General features: G+C 69.5%; 18 protein-coding genes. 9 read left to right on the top strand and 9 right to left on the bottom strand.

The annotated features are described in order from the left end of the window. The first annotated feature begins 46 nt into the window (after positions 1–46). Positions 47–988 (top strand): hypothetical protein, encoded by a 942-nt coding sequence (locus ACFYRH_RS26305; RefSeq protein WP_387780583.1) that lies wholly within the window; start codon positions 47–49, stop codon positions 986–988. A 3-nt stretch (positions 989–991) separates the two neighbouring features. Here ACFYRH_RS26305 and ACFYRH_RS26300 read toward each other — a convergent pair whose 3' ends face one another. Beyond that, entirely contained in the window at positions 992–1,960 is a 969-nt protein-coding gene (locus tag ACFYRH_RS26300; RefSeq protein WP_387780580.1) for a Dyp-type peroxidase, read from the bottom strand. A gap of 46 nt (positions 1,961–2,006) precedes the next feature. Here ACFYRH_RS26300 and ACFYRH_RS26295 point away from each other — a divergent pair, with 46 nt between their 5' ends. Next, on the top strand, positions 2,007–3,158 hold the full coding sequence (locus tag ACFYRH_RS26295) for a CPBP family intramembrane glutamic endopeptidase (RefSeq protein ID WP_387780577.1): 1,152 nt from the start codon (positions 2,007–2,009) through the stop codon (positions 3,156–3,158). Positions 3,159–3,201: 43 nt separating this feature from the next. Then, a complete protein-coding gene (locus ACFYRH_RS26290) occupies positions 3,202–3,957 on the top strand; it encodes an HAD family hydrolase (protein ID WP_387780574.1) in 756 nt (251 codons plus the stop codon). Between the two features lie 219 nt (positions 3,958–4,176). Here ACFYRH_RS26290 and ACFYRH_RS26285 read toward each other — a convergent pair whose 3' ends face one another. The 5 genes from ACFYRH_RS26285 to ACFYRH_RS26265 form a co-directional block, all read right to left on the bottom strand. Continuing rightward, a complete protein-coding gene (locus ACFYRH_RS26285) occupies positions 4,177–5,136 on the bottom strand; it encodes an RNA polymerase sigma factor RpoD/SigA (protein ID WP_387780571.1) in 960 nt (319 codons plus the stop codon). A 257-nt stretch (positions 5,137–5,393) separates the two neighbouring features. After that, the gene (locus tag ACFYRH_RS26280) at positions 5,394–7,475 is read right to left on the bottom strand and encodes a S9 family peptidase (protein ID WP_387780568.1); all 2,082 of its coding nucleotides are present in this window, start codon (positions 7,473–7,475) and stop codon (positions 5,394–5,396) included. A 24-nt stretch (positions 7,476–7,499) separates the two neighbouring features. Then, positions 7,500–8,303: an exodeoxyribonuclease III gene (gene xth / locus ACFYRH_RS26275; protein WP_387780565.1), complete on the bottom strand. Its 804-nt coding sequence runs from the start codon at positions 8,301–8,303 to the stop codon at positions 7,500–7,502. Positions 8,304–8,312: 9 nt separating this feature from the next. Continuing rightward, a complete protein-coding gene (locus ACFYRH_RS26270) occupies positions 8,313–8,777 on the bottom strand; it encodes a hypothetical protein (protein ID WP_387780562.1) in 465 nt (154 codons plus the stop codon). A gap of 6 nt (positions 8,778–8,783) precedes the next feature. Next, on the bottom strand, positions 8,784–9,377 hold the full coding sequence (locus tag ACFYRH_RS26265; protein ID WP_387780560.1) for a TetR/AcrR family transcriptional regulator: 594 nt from the start codon (positions 9,375–9,377) through the stop codon (positions 8,784–8,786). A 73-nt stretch (positions 9,378–9,450) separates the two neighbouring features. Here ACFYRH_RS26265 and ACFYRH_RS26260 point away from each other — a divergent pair, with 73 nt between their 5' ends. From ACFYRH_RS26260 to ACFYRH_RS26240, 5 genes are read left to right on the top strand one after another with little or no spacing between them, the layout of a single operon-like run. Beyond that, positions 9,451–10,344 (top strand): SDR family oxidoreductase, encoded by an 894-nt coding sequence (locus ACFYRH_RS26260; RefSeq protein ID WP_387780557.1) that lies wholly within the window; start codon positions 9,451–9,453, stop codon positions 10,342–10,344. Further along, positions 10,341–11,477 carry a saccharopine dehydrogenase family protein gene (locus ACFYRH_RS26255; protein ID WP_387780554.1) on the top strand — a complete coding sequence of 379 codons (1,137 nt, stop codon included), beginning with the start codon at positions 10,341–10,343 and terminating at the stop codon, positions 11,475–11,477. Before ACFYRH_RS26260 ends, ACFYRH_RS26255 begins: the two co-directional genes overlap by 4 nt. Then, complete coding sequence (locus ACFYRH_RS26250; protein ID WP_387780551.1) at positions 11,449–12,303, top strand: alpha/beta fold hydrolase; 855 nt, start codon at positions 11,449–11,451, stop codon at positions 12,301–12,303. Before ACFYRH_RS26255 ends, ACFYRH_RS26250 begins: the two co-directional genes overlap by 29 nt. Then, positions 12,300–12,692 carry a YccF domain-containing protein gene (locus ACFYRH_RS26245; RefSeq protein WP_387780548.1) on the top strand — a complete coding sequence of 131 codons (393 nt, stop codon included), beginning with the start codon at positions 12,300–12,302 and terminating at the stop codon, positions 12,690–12,692. The genes ACFYRH_RS26250 and ACFYRH_RS26245 overlap by 4 nt, the downstream gene beginning before the upstream one ends. Beyond that, positions 12,689–13,411: an MBL fold metallo-hydrolase gene (locus ACFYRH_RS26240; RefSeq protein WP_387780545.1), complete on the top strand. Its 723-nt coding sequence runs from the start codon at positions 12,689–12,691 to the stop codon at positions 13,409–13,411. Before ACFYRH_RS26245 ends, ACFYRH_RS26240 begins: the two co-directional genes overlap by 4 nt. A 19-nt stretch (positions 13,412–13,430) precedes the next feature. On the opposite strand, the gene ACFYRH_RS26235 is transcribed toward ACFYRH_RS26240, so the two are convergent. Beyond that, a complete protein-coding gene (locus ACFYRH_RS26235) occupies positions 13,431–13,946 on the bottom strand; it encodes a hemerythrin domain-containing protein (protein ID WP_387780542.1) in 516 nt (171 codons plus the stop codon). A gap of 51 nt (positions 13,947–13,997) precedes the next feature. On the opposite strand from ACFYRH_RS26235, the gene ddaH reads away from it, so the two are divergent. Next, positions 13,998–14,762, top strand: coding sequence for a dimethylargininase (gene ddaH / locus ACFYRH_RS26230; protein WP_387780539.1), 765 nt, complete (start codon positions 13,998–14,000; stop codon positions 14,760–14,762). On the opposite strand, the gene ACFYRH_RS26225 is transcribed toward ddaH, so the two are convergent. Together ACFYRH_RS26225 and ACFYRH_RS26220 are read right to left on the bottom strand one after the other, a co-directional pair. Continuing rightward, a complete protein-coding gene (locus ACFYRH_RS26225) occupies positions 14,731–15,669 on the bottom strand; it encodes a tetratricopeptide repeat protein (protein WP_387780536.1) in 939 nt (312 codons plus the stop codon). The two genes, ddaH and ACFYRH_RS26225, sit on opposite strands and share 32 nt — an antisense overlap. Beyond that, positions 15,662–17,017, bottom strand: a complete 1,356-nt coding sequence (locus ACFYRH_RS26220; protein ID WP_387780533.1) for a DNA polymerase IV — start codon at positions 17,015–17,017, stop codon at positions 15,662–15,664. The genes ACFYRH_RS26225 and ACFYRH_RS26220 overlap by 8 nt, the downstream gene beginning before the upstream one ends. Positions 17,018–17,040: the final 23 nt, after the last annotated feature.

Genomic DNA, 17,040 nt, shown 5'->3' with positions numbered 1-17,040 from the left:
CTGTACGAGAGCTGTTAGTCCGTGGAACCACCCTGGGGGAGCGAAAATGCGACGTACGATCGTGGGTGCCGCCGGCCTCCTGCTGGCGCTGCCTGTCCTGACAACCATCAGCCCCGCCTCGGCTGCCCAGACGGCCCAGACGGCCCAGACGGCCCGGAATGCCAACGCCTGTTACGTCCAGGCCGGAGCACTGACGACCGGCAAGGACTCCGTCGACCGGTACGTGAACGCCACCTCGCCGATCTCGGTCAAGCCGGTCTCGACGATGGCCAAGGCGCCGATCGGCGACCGTGCGGTCTCGTTGAGCAGCGAGTGGACCTGGGACGACGACTTCGGTGACGAAATGTCGCTGAGCGGCAACATCGTCACCGGTGGCGCGCTGTACCAAGCCGGTCAGCTGGTCGAGAAGGGCACCGGAGGCAAGGTCGTCAGCAGCACGCTGAACCGCATCGGTGGCGGCTGGGGCGACTTCCGCACGCTGACCAGGTCCTGGTCTCTCGACCAGTCGACCTGGCGGACCTATGCGCTGCGCAACGATGGCGTCCTGCTGCGCTGGTCCGTCAGCCTGGACAAGACCGGCAAGGAGACCTGGCGCGCGAACGGGTCGTACGCCGGCTTTTCGGCGGTCAAGACCGTCGCGCTGATCAGCCGTACGTCGTCGTACGACACGCTGCTCGCGACGACGCAGGGCGGTGCGCTGTACACGATCCGGATCCCGCTGACCTCGCCGATGAAGCCGATCGTGAAGTCGGTGCGCAGCAGCACCTGGCAGGGGTTCGAGACGCTGCTGACCAGTCGTTGCGGCCAGTACGGCACGTTGCTGCTCGGCATCGACAAGGACACCGGCTCTGGCTACCTGTACGCCGTTGGGCACGCGAACGGGACCGCGACGGTGATCAACGGCCTCGGCAAGGTGCCCGCGACGTTCAGCGACCCGGTGAACTTCGGCTGGGCCAGTGTCGTGGACGCCCCGCTGTTCGGGGAGTAGATCTCAGGGCGCCGGCGGCAGGTCGTCCAGGAAGTCAGCGGTCGGCGTGAAGAACAGGCAGCCCGTGACCGCGGTCGAGAAGTCCAGCAGCCGGTCGTGGTTGCCTTCGGGTACGCCGATGAACATCCGCCGGAGCATCAGCTCGGTGACCGACGGTGTCTTGGCGTACCCGATGAAGTAAGTGCCGAACTCCTGCTCGCCGATGTTCCCGAACGGCATGTTGTCGCGCAGGATCTGCAGCTCGTTGCCGTCCTCGTCCTCGACGACGTTGAGCACGATGTGCGCGTTGGCCGGCTTCTTCGCGTCGTCGAGCTCGATGTCGTCGAGCTTGGTCCGGCCGACCGCGAGCTCCTGCTGCTCGACGCTCAGCGCGTTCCACGCCTTCAGGTTGTGCAGGTACTTCTGCACGATCACGTAGCTGCCGCCCTGGAAGTCCGGGTCCTCGTCACCGATCAGTACGGCGGCCTGCGCCTCGGAGCCGGTCGGGTTCTCGGTGCCGTCGACGAAACCGAGCAGGTCGCGCATCTCGAAGTACTTGAAGCCGTGCACCTCGTCGACGACCGTGGCGGCCCCGTCGAGGACCGTCATGATCTGGGTGGCCAGCTCGAAGCACTGGTCCTGGTGCGCGGCGCGGATGTGGAACAGCAGGTCGCCCGGTGTGGACGGCGCGTGGTGGGTCGCGCCCTGCAGCTCGACGAACGGGTGCAGCTCGGCGGGGCGAGGGCCGCTGAACAGCCGCTCCCAGACGTCCGAGCCGATGCTGGTGACGCAGGACAGGTTGCCGTCCGGGACGCGGAACCCTACCGAGCGGACGAGACCGCTCAGGCGCTCCAGCAGGTCGCGGGCCTGGGCCTCGCCGCCCTCCTCGATCCGCACGATCAGGAAGATCGCCGAACCGCTCAACGGCATCAGCACGGACTGTGGCAGCGCGCCCGTCGACCTGTCCGCCCCCGGCGCCGGTTCAGTACCCACCGTGTTCTCCCTCCGCTGTGTTGGCCCGATCTTCTAGAGTCCAGTCATGGACCCGCAACAGCCCGGGCCGTCTCCGCAACCGGGCCCATACTCCCAGCCGAGACAGCAGCCTCCGCCGCCGCCCCGCCCTGGCCCGTACCCACCGCCGGGTCCGTACCCGTATCCGCAGCAGCCGGGGCCTTATCCGCAGCCGTGGGGCGCGCCGTCGCCGTACCCCGCCCCGGACGCCTTCCGCGAGCCCCGCATCGTCCCGGCCCCACCGGGTACGCCGTTCCACCGCCTCGCGCGCACCCCGAAGAACACCTGGTGGCGCCCGCTGGCCGGCACGCTGCTGCTCGGCGCCTTCGTCTTCTTCCTGACCTCGGCCGTCGTGGTCGCCTGGGTGATCGCGCACCGGGTGCTGGCCGGCCCGTTCCCGACGCCCAAGGGAACGAACATCTTCCCGAGCGACACCGAGAACCTCGCGGTCACCCTGGTGATGCTCGGCATCCTCACACCGTGCGTCGGCCTGGCCGCGTGGCTCGTCCAGCGCAGGCCGTTCTGGAGCGTCGCGTCGGTGCTGAACCGCATTCGCTGGCGCTGGCTGTTGCTGTGCTGCGTACCGGCTCTCGGGTACCTCGCGCTCTCGTACGGGATGAGTGTGCTGGTCGACGCAGTGCTCCCAGCCGACGACGCCACCGGGTCGTCTGGTGGTTCGTGGGTCGGCTTCGGCGCGTTCGTCGTACCGGCGCTGGTGATTCTGTTGCTGGTGCCGTTCCAGTCCGCGGCGGAGGAGTTCCTGTTCCGCGGGTGGCTGATCCAGGCGGTCGGGGCCTACGGCCCGGACAGCCCGAACGGGCGGGCGCGGTGGCTGCGGGTGCTGTTCCGGTCGCCGTGGCCGGGGATCGTCGTGGGCGGCGCGGCGTTCGTGTCGGCGCACGGGTACACCGGCTGGGCGATGGCCGACATCTTCCTGTTCGCGGTGACGGTCGGCTGGCTGACCGTCAGGACCGGCGGACTGGAAGCCGGGATCGCGCTGCACGCGCTGAACAACCTGCTCGCGTTCATGTTGCCTGCGGCAACTGGTCAGCTGTCCGGCTGGGACCAGCAGGGTGGCGCCCCGTGGACATTGCTGGTGTCGGACATCCCGTGCCTGGCGTTCTACGCGTTCGCGATCACTTGGCTGGCGCGGCGGCGGCAGATCGCCCGCGTGAGCTAAAAACAGGCGAGAACTGTCGGCACGCTCTGGCAGTCTGTGCGGCGTGACGAACGCGAAGATCGAAGCCGTCCTCTTCGACTGGGGCGGCACCCTGGCCACCTGGCACGACATCTCCCTGCACGACACGTGGCGGGCGGTGACCACTGTGCTCCACACGGAGCAGCTCAACACCGAGCAGCTCAACACCGGGAACGCCCTTGACGTCGACGAGCTCGCGGCCCGGCTGGTCGCGGCCGAGGGATCGGTCTGGCGGCGGTCCCGGGACGAGCACCGGAGCAGCACGCTCGAGGAGGTGTGCGCGCTCGCCGGAGTCGTGCTGTCACCGGCGGCCCTCGCGGAGTACGAGCGCCAGTGGGACCCGCACACCGTGCTCGAGCCGGACGCGCTCGAGACGCTGGCCGCGCTGCGGTCCCGCGGACTGAAGGTCGGCGTACTGTCGAACACGATCTGGCCGCGCCGGCGCCACGAGGAGGTCTTCGCGCGAGACGGCGTACTGGAGCTGCTCGACGGCGCGGTGTACACCAGCGAGATCGCGCACACCAAGCCGCACCCGGAGGCGTTCCTGGCCGCGATGCGGGCGGTCGGGGTGGCGGAGCCGTCCCGGTGCCTGTTCGTCGGCGACCGGCTGTTCGACGACGTCTGGGGCGCTCAGAACGTCGGGATGCGCGCGGCGCACCTGCCGCACAGCGCCATCCCGACCGAGCAGATCGGCCACACGGAGGGTACGCCGGACGCGACCGTCCAGCGCCTCTCCGAGCTGATCGCCCTGGTCGACACCTGGAACGAGACAGCCGCCTAGCTGCACCTAGCTGCACCTGGCTGTACCTGGCGCGGCCACGCACGCCCCCCGCGACGTTTGAGGGGCCGACCCCCGAGCCGGTGGGGTGCGGACCCAGAGTTCGCCTCCGCACCCCACCGTTCGAGGGGCCGGCCCCTCAAACGGTCCGGGAGAGCAAACGGAAGGACCCCCGGGGCCAGATCGTGGCTCCAGGGGTCCTGAGGGGTTTCGGTCGGGGTGTTACGCGGCGAGGGTCGGGTCGGCCAGCAGGCGGAGGCGGCCCAGCGCCTCGCGCTCGATCTGGCGGACCCGCTCCGCCGAGATGCCGTGCACGGCGCCGATGTCGGCCAGCTTGGCCTGGCGGCCGTCGTGCAGGCCGTAGCGCCGCCGGATCACGTCCGCGGACCGCGGGTCGAGCTGGTCGACCAGGCTGAACAGGCCCGAGCGGTCCGACGCGTCCGCGACCAGCTGGTCCGGACCCGGCGCGGTCTCGGCCGCGATCAGGTCACCCAGCGAGGTCTCGCCCTCGTCGTCGACCGGACTGTTCAGGCTGATGTGGTCCCGGCCGATGCGGATCAGTTCGGTGACCCGCTCCTCGTCCAGGTTCAGCTCAGCTGCGATCTCGTCGATCTCCGGCTCCCGCCCGAGCTTGCGCTCCAGCGTGCGCCGCGCGGACCCGATCTGGTTCAGCTGCTCCACCACGTGGACCGGCAGCCGGACCACCCGGGCCTGCTGCGCGATACCGCGGGTGATGGCCTGCCGCACCCACCAGGTCGCGTACGTCGAGAACTTGAAACCCTTCCGGTAGTCGAATTTCTCCACCGCCCGGATCAGTCCCGTGTTGCCCTCCTGGACCAGGTCCAGCAGCGGCATCTGGGACCGCCCGTACCGGCGGGCGATCGACACCACGAGCCGGAGGTTGGCGGTCACGAACCGCTGCTGCGCGCGCCGGCCCTCTTCGGCCAGCCACTCCAGCTCCTCCTCCGTGGCATATTTGGGCGCTCCGCCCTTCTTGCGTCCAACCCGCCCCTCGGCCAGCAGTTGCTCCGCCAGGAGTCCTGCCTCGACCGTTTCAGCGAGCTCGACCTCTTCCTCTGCGGTCAGCAACGGCGTGCGCGCGATCTCTTCCAGGTAGAGACCTACACTGTCCTTGCCGTCGATACCGTCGTCCGTGCTGCGGATACGAGCCGTGCGAGCCACCGAAACTCCCTTCGTCGTTACATGGAGAGCAACGCTCGAGTAGGGTTCAAGATTCCAGGACGAGTGTGTAAACACCCTGAAGGTTCCCTGAGAGTTCCCGGCACGGTTTCCGCCGTGGAAAGCGATGTCCCGCGGCCTTGCTGCCAAATCCGGCGCAACACCCCGGCGACTACCTGAGAATCCGTCCAGAAATCAAACGTTCCGGTGTCCCCGGATGTGCTGCACAACACACATCCGGGGACAGAAATTCCGCTTTTCTAGCTCAGACCGAGAACGTCGAGCTCCCAGGCGAGCGTGAACGCGACCTCGCGCCAGGCGTCGTACCGCCCGCTGCGGCCGCCGTGGCCGGCTTCCATCTCGGTCTTCAGCAGGACGTCGGGATCGCCGGTCGCCGTCGCGCGGAGTTTCGCCACCCATTTCGCGGGTTCGACGAAGAACACCCGGGTGTCGTTCAGGCTGGTGATCGCCAGGATGCGCGGATAGTCCTGCGCGCTGACGTTCTCGTACGGCGAGTACGACTTCATGTACTCGTAGACCTTCTGGTCCGCGAGCGGATTGCCCCATTCCTCCCACTCGATCACGGTGAGCGGCAGTGACGGGTCCAGAATCGTGGTCAGCGCGTCCACGAACGGGACCTCCGCGACGATTCCGCCGAACGCCTGCGGGGCCAGGTTCGCGACCGCGCCCATCAGCAGGCCGCCGGCGCTGCCGCCCTGCGCGACGATCCGTTCCGGCCGTGTCCAGCCGGCCTCGACCAGGTGCTCGGCGGCCGCGACGAAGTCCGTGAAGGTGTTCCGCTTCGCGAGCATCTTGCCCTCGTCGTACCAGTGCCGGCCGAGCTCGCCGCCACCGCGGATGTGGGCGATCGCGAACACCACGCCGCGGTCGAGCAGCGACAGCCGCGGGATCGAGAACCATGGGTCCATCGAGCTCTCGTACGAGCCGTACCCGTAGAGCACGACCGGCGCGTTCCCGTCCTTCACGACGTCCTTGCGCGCGACCAGCGAGATCGGCACCTGGGTCCCGTCCGGAGCGGTCGCCCACTCGCGGTACTGCGTGTAGGCGGTCAGGTCGACGCCGCCGAGCACCGGCTGCTGCTTGAGCAGTCGCCGCTCGCCGGTCGCGACGTCCACGTCGTACGTCGACCCCGGCGTGACCAGGGAGGTGTAGCCGAAGCGGTACCGCGTCTCGTGCCACTCGTCGTTGCGGCCCGGGGAGACCGTGTGGATCGGTTCGTCGAACTCCAGCGTCTCGGGAACGCCGAAGCCGTCCGCCGTACGGCGCATGATCGCCAGCTCGGTGAGGGCGTTGCGGCGCCGGTACAGGATCACGTGGCCGGCGAACGCGTCCGTGCCGAGCAGCCGGCTGCTCTTGTCGCCCTCGATCAGCGAGGTCCACTCGCCAGGAGCGTCGAGCGGCGCGGTCGCCAGCGAGAAGTTGGCGGCGTCCGCGTTGTGGGTGATCAGTAGTTGGTCGCCGGCGTGCTCGACGTCGTACTCGACACCTTCACGCCGCGGAGCGACCACGACCGGCTCGCCGGCCGGGTCCTGGGCGTCGAGCAGCCAGACCTCGCTGGTGAGTTTGCTGCCGAGCGCGATCATGATCGCCTGCTGGTTGCGGGTCAGGTCCACGCCGACCCAGAACCGCTCGTCGGGCTCCTCCATCACCAGGACGTCGTCGCCGGCGCCGAGGGTGTGCCGCCAGACCTGGTACGGGCGCCAGGCGTCGTCGACCTTGGTGTAGAAGATCGTCGAGCCGTCCGCGGACCAGGCCGAGCCGTAGTGCACCTCGGGCAGCTCGTCCGGCAGCAGTTCGCCGGTGGCGAGGTCCTTGATCCGGAGGGTGAACCGCTCGTCGCCCTTGAGATCGACGGAGTACGCGAGCAGGCTGCCGTCGGGGGAGACGTCGACGGTGCCGAGCGAGAAGAACTCGGAGTCCCCGGCCACCTCGTTGCCGTCGAGCATCACCTCCTCGCCCGCGATCTCGCCGTCGGTGGCCGGCGGCTCGTCGCCGTCCACCTTCACCCGGCAGTGCAGCGAGTACTGGCGGCCCTCGATCGTCCGCGAGTAGTACCAGTAGTCGCCGCGCCGGGCCGGGACGCTCAGGTCGGTCTGCAGGGTCCGGTCGGAGATCTCCTTGAAGATTGCCTCCCGCAACGATTCCAGATGTGCGGTGCGCGCCTCGGTGTAGCTGTTCTCGGCCCGCAGGTACCCGAGCACCTCTTCGTCGGTCTTGTCCCGCAACCACTCGTAGTCGTCGACGAAGGTGTCCCCGTGATGGGTCCGCTCGACCGGCTTCCGCGCGGCAACCGGCGGCGTAAGAGAAGAAGACTCAGACATGCCCGCGAGACTACCCGGCGAGCCTCAGATCGCGTACGTCGCGACGACCGGTGCGTGGTCGCTCCAGCGTTCGGCGTACGTCGGCGCTCGGTGGACGACGCACGTGCTGGCTGCAGTGGCCAGCTCGGGGGAGGCGATCTGGTAGTCGATGCGCCAGCCGGCGTCGTTGTCGAAGGCCTTGCCGCGCCAGGACCACCACGAGTACGGACCCGGGCCCGCACCGCCGAAGTGGCGGCCGAGGTCGACCCAGCCGGACTCGAACAGGCGGTCCATCCAGGCGCGTTCCTCGGGCAGGAACCCGCTCTTCTTACGGTTCGCCTTCCACGCCTTCAGGTCCTCTTCGCGGTGCGCGATGTTCAGGTCGCCGCACATCAGCACATGCCGCCCGTCGGCGCGCAGCTCGGCCAGCCGCGCCGTGATCGCGTCGAGGAACGCGTACTTCTCCTCCTGGCGCGGCGGTGTCTCGAACTCGCCGGTGAACACGTACGTGCTCACCGCGGTCAGCGTCGCACCGTCGTCGAGAATCACATCGGCCTCGACCCAGCGCCCGGAGCCTTCGAAGCGCGCCGGCCCGATCGCCGCGCGCTCGTCCTTGATCGGCCGCCTGCTGGCCACCGCGACACCCGCGCGGCCCTTGTGCCCGTCGATCGTCGGCTCGGCGTGTGCGATGTTCCAGTCCGGTCCGAGAAGGTCCCGTAGTACGTCGTCCGACGCGCGCACTTCCTGCATCAGCAACAAGTCCGGATCCGTGCTCTCCAACCACGGCGCCATCCCTCGCCGGAAGGCGGCCCTGATCCCGTTCACATTCACCGTGGCAACCGTCAGCACGCCGGAACCCTACCCGTTGTGGTGCCCTGGCTTGACCACCATCAGCACCAGCACGACGAGCCAGAGCAGCGAGAAGATCCCGGTCGTCATCGACAGCATCTTCGCCCTGGACACCACCGCGGCACGCGCCTCCGCATCCCCGCCGGCGACCGCGAGCACACCGGACTGCGCCGGTACGACGAGGAACGCGAGCACCAGCGCCGCGGCCAGCGTCAGCACGATCGAGACGATCACCCAGGCCTCGCCCGTCACCTGCATGCCACCCGCGACCGCGAACCCGAACACCGGTACGGCGAGGCTCGCCCACGCGTACACCCGGGTGATCCGGTGCAGTATCTCCAGGCCGCCCGCGTCGGGCGTTTCCGCCGTCAGCATCCGGCGCGCGATCGGCGGGAACATGCCGGCCGCGATGGTGACCGGGCCGACGCAGAGGATGGCCGCGAGGATGTGGATCGTCAGGAAGAACTTGTTCATCAACGCTCACTCGGAGGTAGTCGTGAGGATCGCGTCCAGCGACTGCTCGCAGAGGTGTTCGAGAGCTTCCGGCGAAACGGTCGGGTTGTCGATCCACAGCAGGAGGGTCTGCTCGACGTAACCCTGCCAGCCGCGGCAGGCGAGCTCGACGACGGGGGTGACCTCGAGGCCACTGTCCGCGACCGCGTTGATCACCCACTGGCTGAAAACCTGCCGCAGATCCGAGTGCAGCGCCCGGATGCCGGGATCGCCGGCCGCGGACATCAGCAGCGTCGCGCGATACAGCTGCGGAGCCTCGAGGACGGCGCGGACGAAGGCGCGGATGCCGGCCCGGAGCTGCTCGTCCGGAGGCAGCGAGGGGTCCGGTGCGGTCCGCAGCATGACCTCGGCGGCGGCCTCCTCGATGACGGCGTACTGGAACTTCTTCTTGGAGCCGAAGTAGTGGAAGAGCAGTGCGGGGGAGACGCCGGCCTCGGCGGCGACCAGCTCGACCGTCAGCTCGCGGTGCGGGTCCGCGAGCAGCACCCGGCGGGCGGCCTCGAGGATCTGCGCCCGTCGCTGATCGGGCCGCAGCCGCGTACCGGGGGAGATCTGGCTCATGACGCCAGTCTATTGAGTATTCGGTCAACAAGCACTTACTGTTGAGTATCCACTCAACAAGCTGGAGGTCCAGATGCGTCCGTTGGCCGGTCAAGTCGTCCTCGTCACCGGAGCTTCCCGGGGGATCGGCGCCGCGGTGGCGCGGAAGCTGGCCCAGGACGGCGCGAAGCTCGCGCTGGTCGGGCTCGAGCCCGGCGAGTTGAAGAAGGTCGCCGAGGACTGCGGCCCGGACGCCGGCTGGTGGGAGGCCGACGTCACCGACACCGACTCGCTGCGCGTCGCGGTCGAGGGGATCGCCGAGCGCTACGGACGGATCGACGTGGTGATGGCGAACGCCGGGATCGCCGCGCCGGGCTTCAGCCGGAGCATGGACCCGAAGGCCTGGGAGCGCGTCATCGACGTCGACCTGCTCGGTGTCTGGCGGACCGTGCACCTGACGTTGCCGTACCTGCTGGAGAGCAAGGGCTACCTGCTGCTCGTCTCGTCCCTCGCCGCGATCGTGCACCTCCCGGGGCTGGCGTCGTACAACGTGGCCAAGGCCGGTGTCGAGGCGATGGGGGACACGCTGCGGCCGGAGCTCAAGCACCTCGGTGTCCGGGTCGGCGTCGCGCACATGACGTTCGTCGACACCGACATGGTGCGCGGCGTCGACGGGCACCCGGTGTTCGGCAAGGTGCGGACCGGGATCCCGCTGGCGAGCAAGACCTACCCGCTCGAGTTCGCCGTGGACAAGTTCGTCGAGGGCATCAAGAAGCGCTCCCGGACCGTGCACGTGCCGGGCTGGATCGGTGCGCTGAAGGTGATCCGCTGGGTGCTCCCGCACGTCATCGAGCTGGGCTCGCGGTTCAGCGTCCCGAAGTCCGACGCGGCCGCGCTCGCCGACATCCGGGCCCGCGGCGCCGAGGCGTCGTCGCGACCGAGCGGCGCCGGCGGCCTGGCCGACGCCGAGAAGGCAGCGCACAGGTGAGCCGCGCGTACGACGTCGTACTGCTCGGCGCGAGTGGTTTCACCGGCGCGCTGACCGCGGAATACCTGGAGAAGAACGCTCCGGAGGGGCTTCGCTGGGCCGTTGCCGGGCGCAACAAGGCCAAGCTGGAGCGGTTCGGCAAGGAGATCCTGCACGCCGACGTGACCGACCCGAAGTCCATGCGGGCGCTGGCCGAGTCGACCAAGGTGGTCGCCACCACGGTCGGCCCGTACATCCAGTACGGCGAACCGCTCGTCGCCGCCTGCGCCGAGGCCGGGACGGGGTACCTCGATCTCACCGGCGAGCCGGAGTTCGTGGACCGGATGTACGTGCGGTACCACGAGCGCGCGCGGCAGACCGGGGCGCGCATCATCCACGCGTGCGGCTTCGACTCGATCCCGTACGACCTCGGGGTGCAGTTCACCGTCGAGCAGTTGCCGGAGAATGTGCCGATCCAGGTCGACGGTCTGCTCCGGGCCGGCGGCCGTCCTTCGGGCGGCACGTTCCACACCGCGATCACCGCGTTCTCGCGGCCCAGGCAGAACCTCGACGCACACCGTGGCCGGCGGGCTGCCGAGCCGCGTCCGGCGGGGCGGCGAGCCCGGGCGGTTGCCGGCAGCATCCATCGCCAGGAAGGTTTCTGGGCGGTGCCGCTGCCGACGGTCGATCCACAGATCGTCGGGTACTCGTCGCGTCTGCTGGACCGCTACGGACCGGACTTCCGCTACTCGCACTACGCCGCGGTCAAGCGTTTGCCCACCGTCGCGGCCGGCGTCGGGGGAGTCGGCCTGCTGATCGCGGCGGCGCAGATCCCGCCGGCCCGCAAGGCGCTGCTGAACCGCCTGCAACCCGGTGACGGACCGAGCGCGGAGCAGCGGGCGAAGTCCTGGTTCAACGTCCGCTTCGTCGGCCGTGGCGGCGGCAAGCAGGTGATCACCGAGGTCGCGGGCCGCGACCCGGGGTACGACGAGACCGCCAAGATGCTCGGCGAGAGCGCACTGTGCCTGGCGCTCGACGACCTGCCGGAGACCGCCGGCCAGACCACGACGGCCGCTGCGATGGGACCCGCGCTGCGGGAGCGACTGGTGAAAGCGGGGATGACCTTTGCCACCCTCGGCGTCGACCACTACTAGCCCGGACGGCACTCGCGTCGCCGTCTACGACTACGGCAACTCCGGCGCACCCGTGCTGATCTGCGTCCACGGTTATCCCGACAACGCATCACTCTGGGAGCCGGTCGCCGAGCGTCTCGCCGAGGACTTCCACGTGATCACGTACGACGTTCGTGGCGCCGGCTCCTCGGATCAGCCGAGCGACACGGCGTCGTACCACCTCGATCGGTTGCAGGACGACTTCCGTGCGGTCATCGACTCGGTGTCGCCCGACCAGCCGGTCCATGTGCTGGCGCACGACTGGGGCTCGATCCAGTCCTGGCACTTCGTCACCGACCCGGCGTTGCAGCACCGGATCGCGTCGTTCGTGTCGATCTCCGGGCCGTCGCTGGATCACGCGGGGCACTTCCTGCGGCGGAGTGGTCGCGCCGCGCTCCGGCAGTTGGTGCACTCCTGGTACATCTTCTACTTCCACCTGCCGTGGCTGCCCGAGCTCGGCTGGCGGAAGGGCTGGGCGCACCGCGTCTTCAGCCGGCTGGAGCAGCAAGACGCTCAGGACAAACGATTGATGGGCGACTACCTGAACGGTCTGAAGCTGTACCGCGCAAACGTTCTGCCTCGGCTGATCCGGCCGGGTCAGCGGCGGACCGGCGTACCTGTGCTGGCGGTGTCGCCGGACGGTGACCCGTTCGTCACGACGCCGCTGCAGGTCGACGTGGCGCGATGGGCACCCAACCTCACGGTGGAGGTGGTCAGGGGTGGCCACTGGATGCCCCGGAACGATCCCGGACTTGTCGCCGAGCTGGTGCGGAAACACGCCGGTCAGGTGGCAGGCTGGGAGGTATGAGGACGCTTCTGAACCTGATCTGGCTGGTGCTGGCCGGCTTCTGGCTGGCGATCGGGTATGCCGTCGCCGGGATCATCTGCTGCATCTTGATCATCACGATCCCGTTCGGCATCGCGTCGTTCCGGATCGCCGGGTACACCCTGTGGCCGTTCGGGCGCACCATCGTCGACAAGCCGGGCTCCGGCGCGGGCGCGCTGCTCGGCAACCTGATCTGGATCATCTTCGCCGGCTGGTGGCTGGCGCTCGGCCACCTGACCACCGGGATCGCGTTGTGCCTGACGATCATCGGCATCCCGCTCGGCGTCGCGAACTTCAAGCTGATCCCGATCTCGCTGGTGCCGCTCGGCAAGGAGATCGTGCCGAGCGACCGGCCGTTCGCCGCCCGGTGAGGTCGCTGACCGTCCTCGGTTCCTGTGGGGCCTGGCCCGAGGCGGGCCGCGCGTGCGCCGGTTTCCTGGTCGAGTACGACGGTTTCCGGGTCGTGCTCGACCTCGGGTACGCCGCGCTGCCCCGCTTGCTCGCCCACTGCCCGAAGGGTGACGTCGACGCGGTCGTGGTGACGCACCAGCACCCGGACCACTGCGTCGACGTGAGTGGCCTGGCACGGGTCCGGTACTACGAGGCGCCGGACGCGCCGCCGGTCGCGCTGCACTGCGCTCCGGGCGTTCTCGACGTACTGCGGGCGCTCGAGCCGCACCCGGATCCGGCCGAGGTCTTCGACGTCCACGATCTGGCGTCGACGACTCGGATCGGGCCGTTCGAGGTGCTGACCGTGGAACTGCCGCACTACAAGACGAACCTCGGGGTCCGGCTCCGAGCGCCCGGGGTGTCGATCGCGTACACCGGTGACAGCGGGCCGTCGCCCGAGCTCGCGCGGCTGGCGGAGGGGACGGACCTGTTCATCTCGGACGCGACCTATCAGGGCTCGTCCCACGACAGCTACCTGATGACCGCGGCGGAGGCGGCCCGCGGCGCGCGCGGTGCGAAGCGGCTCCTCCTGACGCACTTCTGGCCTGGCTCCGACCGCACAGTGTCCGTGGCGGAGGCGCGCCGCGAGTTCGCCGGCGAAGTCGTCGCCGCCGACGAGGGCCTCCGGCTGGCCCTCTGAGCAAGATGCCCCAGGCAACTTAACTCTGCTCGGCCTCGACCACCTTGCGGACGTTCGCGATGTCACCGCAGCCGGAGCTGATCAGGCGGGCACGCTCCTTCGCGAACGCGTCGCCGAGGTCGTGGCGGACCGCCTCGGTGATGTCGGTGCGGGCCGGGTTGAGGACGTCGCGCTCCTCCTCGTCGAGGTGGTGGGTGAGCGCCTCGGACAGCTCGTGCAGCTTCTCGCTGAACTCCTCGCCGGCGGTGTCCTCGACCTCCATCAACGCGAGCAGCGCCTCGTTGCCCTCGGCATGCTCGTGCTCGGAGTGCTCCACCTCGTCGGCGTCGATCGCGTCCTTGCGGCGCAGCGTCGGGTAGACCTTCGATTCCTCCGCCTCGGCGTGCGCGATCAGGACGGTCGCCAGATCGGCGAGCACAGCCTCCCGATCGCTCCGGACGTCGCGCAGTTCACGCAGCGCCTCCTCGAACCACCGGTGGTCGGCCAGAATGATCTCGACCACGTCGCCGCCGGCCGGCGGCAAGATCTTCGGCATCCGTCAGCTCCTCTCTCTCGGGCCCTGCCGGTACCCGGATAATCTCCGGTCATGCCGTCTGCAGCGCTCGTCCGTCGCCCGAGTCCGCGTCTCGCCGAAGGTCTGGTCACCCACATCGAACGCCATCCGGTCGATCTCGAGCTCGCGAGCCGCCAGTGGCAGCAGTACGTCGATGCGCTGCACGAGACCGGCTGGGCCACGGTCGAGGTGCCGCCGATCGACGAGTGCCCGGACAGCGTGTTCGTCGAGGACACGATGGTCGTGTACGGCGACCTCGCCGTGATCGCCCGGGCCGGCGCGAACGAGCGCCGTGCGGAGGCCGCCGCGGCCGCGGAGACCGTCGCGGCCCAGGGCTACCGGGTCGAGCACATCACCGCACCGGGCACGCTGGACGGCGGCGACGTACTGAAGATCGACGACATGATCTATGTCGGTCAGGGTGGACGGACGAACGCGGCGGGCATCGAGCAGTTGCGGGCCGCGTTCACCCCGCTGGGTGCGGATGTCCGGGCGGTGCCGGTGCGGAAGGTGCTGCATCTCAAGTCGGCCGTTACCGCGCTGCCCGACGGGACGGTGATCGGGTACGAGCCGCTCGTCGACGACCCGGCCGCGTTCGACCGCTTCCTGTCCGTGCCGGAGGAGGCGGGCGCGCACGTCGTACTGCTGGGGAAGGACCGGCTGTTGATGGCCGCGTCCGCGCCGAGGTCGGCCGAGCTGTTCCACGGGCTGGGCTACGCGCCAGTGGTCGTCGACATCAGCGAGTTCGAGAAGCTAGAGGGTTGTGTCACGTGCTTGTCGGTGCGCCTGCGCCGCTGAGCATGCGGCGCGCGGCCCCGGCGAGGTGCTCCTCACGCTTCTTGCCGCGTCCCTCGGCGACCTCGCACGCCTCCACCAGTGCCGCGCGATAGACCGCCGAGTCCGGGTGGCGCGGTGGCGCGTGCCGGATGACTTCGCTGAGTGTCTCGAGGGCGGGCGCGATGTCGCCGCAGGCAAGCAACGCCTGTCCGAGCGCCGACCGGTCGCGGAGCAGTTGCGGGTCGTCGGCCGCGGCATCGGCCTCGTCCGCAGCCACGATGTCCGCCAGTAGGTCGGCCTCGGCGCGCGGGCCTCCGACCATCAACCGCGCCCCGGTCACCGCCTCGGCCGCCGTGTGGGTCAGCTCGTGGTGCGGCCCGAACACCTCGACCAGCTGTGGTGTCAGCAGCTCGAACCACGCGATCGCCCGCCCGTAGTTCGCCGTCGCCAGCAACCCCTGCGCCACGCGCAACCTGACCCGCAGCGTCGCCGGGTCGTCCGCGGGAAGATTCTGCTCCCGGGCGACCAGCGCCGACTGGTAGAACGGCAGCGCGCGACCCGGCTCGTTCTCGTCCCAGTACGCCTCGGCCTGCTGGTACTCCGGAGCGCCGTCGAGCTCTGGATGCGCCGCGATCGCCGACACCGGCTCCCGGCGTACGTCGGCGCGCACCGGCTGCTCGATCAGGCGCCGGCCGACGTAGCTGCGGCCGCCGGTCGGGATGACCCGGTACTGGCCGTGCTTCGACACCGGGACCCACAGCACGGTGGAGTACAGCGTCCGGATCGAGGACCCGCAGTTCTCGCAGACGTCACGGTGGCCGTAGAACCGGCTACCCATCGGGCCGGCGGTCTCGGCGGCACGCCAGGCCTCCGATGCCGCCGTACAGGGCGCACAGAACGGGTATACCCCACGCCGCTCCTCATTCATTCGGCCCATTGTGGTGAGTGACAGGTTCGCTGTCCTCATCCGTTGCGGTGATTCGTACCTTGGTCAGTGCCGGATCGTCCACGGCGAACGTCTTCACCGGCCCCGGCGGGGTGTCGGCGGTCTCGAACCGCACGGTCACCCGCCCGCGGCCCGAACCCCAGACCCAGCCGCGCCCGTGATCCGGATGCGCCACGTCCTGACCGGGGTGGAACCCGAGCTGGTCCCGCGGACGGGCCGGCAGCTCGACCACCTCGATCGGGTTGCCGGCGTGTTCCTCCTCGGTGAAGAGGTCGTCCTGGATCCAGTCGGCCAGTGACGAGACGCCTACGCCGAGCAACCGGATCCCGCCGCCGATCTCGCTCTCCTCGAGCAGCCGGCGCGCGACCCGCGCGATCACCCGGGCGTCGTCGGTCGGCCCCGCCAGCGTCGACGACCGGGTGTGCGTGGTGAAGTCGTGCATCCGCGTCTTCACCGTGACCGTGCGGCCGGACAGCTGCGCCTTCTGCAACCGCTCCGACACCCGCAGCGCCATCCGGTCGCTGATCGCCGACAGCAGTGCGCGGTCGATGATGTCGGTCTCGAACGTGTCCTCGACGCTGACCGACTTGGTCTCCCGGTCGCTGACCACCGGCCGGTCGTCGGCGGCGACCGCGAGGCGGTGCAGGCTGGTGCCGTGGGCGGAGCCGATCTGCCGGACCAGTTCGTCCTCGTCGAGCTGCTGCAGGTCGGCGACGGTCCGGACGCCGGCCATGCTCAGCCGCTGCGCCGTCGCCGGACCGACCCCGGGAATCACCGTGACCTGCATCGGCGCCAGGAAGTCCGCCTCGGTCCCGGCCGGTACGACGACCACGCCGTCGGGCTTGTCGAGATCACTGGCGATCTTCGCGATCAGCTTCGACGTCCCGGCGCCGACCGAGGCGGTGAGGCCGCCGCTGACCTTCCGGATCGCCTCCTTCAGGTCGTTGGCGATCGCCTCGACGTCGTCGACGGTCAGCCCGGACAGCCCGCTCGCGGCCAGGTCGATGAACGCCTCGTCCAGCGACAGCGGCTCGACCAGCGGCGACAGCGCTCGCATCTCCGCCATCACTGCCTGGCTGCTCTGCCGGTAGACCTCGAAGCGAGGACTCAGGTACGCCGCGTGTGGGCAGCGGGACCGTGCCTCCGCGGTCGACATCGCCGAGCGGACGCCGTACTTGCGCGCTTCGTACGACGCGGTGGACACGACTCCGCGCACGCCGATCCCGCCGACGACCACGGGTTTGCCCCGCAGCGACGGCTTGTCGCGCTGCTCGACGGCCGCGAAGAACGCGTCCAGGTCGACATGCAGCACCGAGGGATCGTCACGCACCTGTCCAGTGTCCCTGCCGGCGC

It is taken from the genome of Kribbella sp. NPDC004875 (genome assembly GCF_042873375.1).
Classification (GTDB): domain Bacteria; phylum Actinomycetota; class Actinomycetes; order Propionibacteriales; family Kribbellaceae; genus Kribbella.
Note: the sequence above shows the minus strand (reverse complement) of the source record. Positions and strands in the feature narration are given on the sequence as shown.

What these genes read in the sequence shown, in the direction of transcription:
- ACFYRH_RS26305 (WP_387780583.1), top strand. Translation starts at nt 47, where the DNA reads ATGCGACGTACGATCGTGGGTGCCGCCGGCCTCCTGCTGGCGCTGCCT.
- ACFYRH_RS26295 (WP_387780577.1), top strand. Translation starts at nt 2,007, where the DNA reads ATGGACCCGCAACAGCCCGGGCCGTCTCCGCAACCGGGCCCATACTCC.
- ACFYRH_RS26280 (WP_387780568.1), bottom strand. Translation starts at nt 7,475, where the DNA reads ATGTCTGAGTCTTCTTCTCTTACGCCGCCGGTTGCCGCGCGGAAGCCG.
- ACFYRH_RS26270 (WP_387780562.1), bottom strand. Translation starts at nt 8,777, where the DNA reads ATGAACAAGTTCTTCCTGACGATCCACATCCTCGCGGCCATCCTCTGC.
- ACFYRH_RS26265 (WP_387780560.1), bottom strand. Translation starts at nt 9,377, where the DNA reads ATGAGCCAGATCTCCCCCGGTACGCGGCTGCGGCCCGATCAGCGACGG.
- ACFYRH_RS26260 (WP_387780557.1), top strand. Translation starts at nt 9,451, where the DNA reads ATGCGTCCGTTGGCCGGTCAAGTCGTCCTCGTCACCGGAGCTTCCCGG.
- ACFYRH_RS26245 (WP_387780548.1), top strand. Translation starts at nt 12,300, where the DNA reads ATGAGGACGCTTCTGAACCTGATCTGGCTGGTGCTGGCCGGCTTCTGG.
- ACFYRH_RS26235 (WP_387780542.1), bottom strand. Translation starts at nt 13,946, where the DNA reads ATGCCGAAGATCTTGCCGCCGGCCGGCGGCGACGTGGTCGAGATCATT.
- ddaH (WP_387780539.1), top strand. Translation starts at nt 13,998, where the DNA reads ATGCCGTCTGCAGCGCTCGTCCGTCGCCCGAGTCCGCGTCTCGCCGAA.
- ACFYRH_RS26225 (WP_387780536.1), bottom strand. Translation starts at nt 15,669, where the DNA reads ATGAATGAGGAGCGGCGTGGGGTATACCCGTTCTGTGCGCCCTGTACG.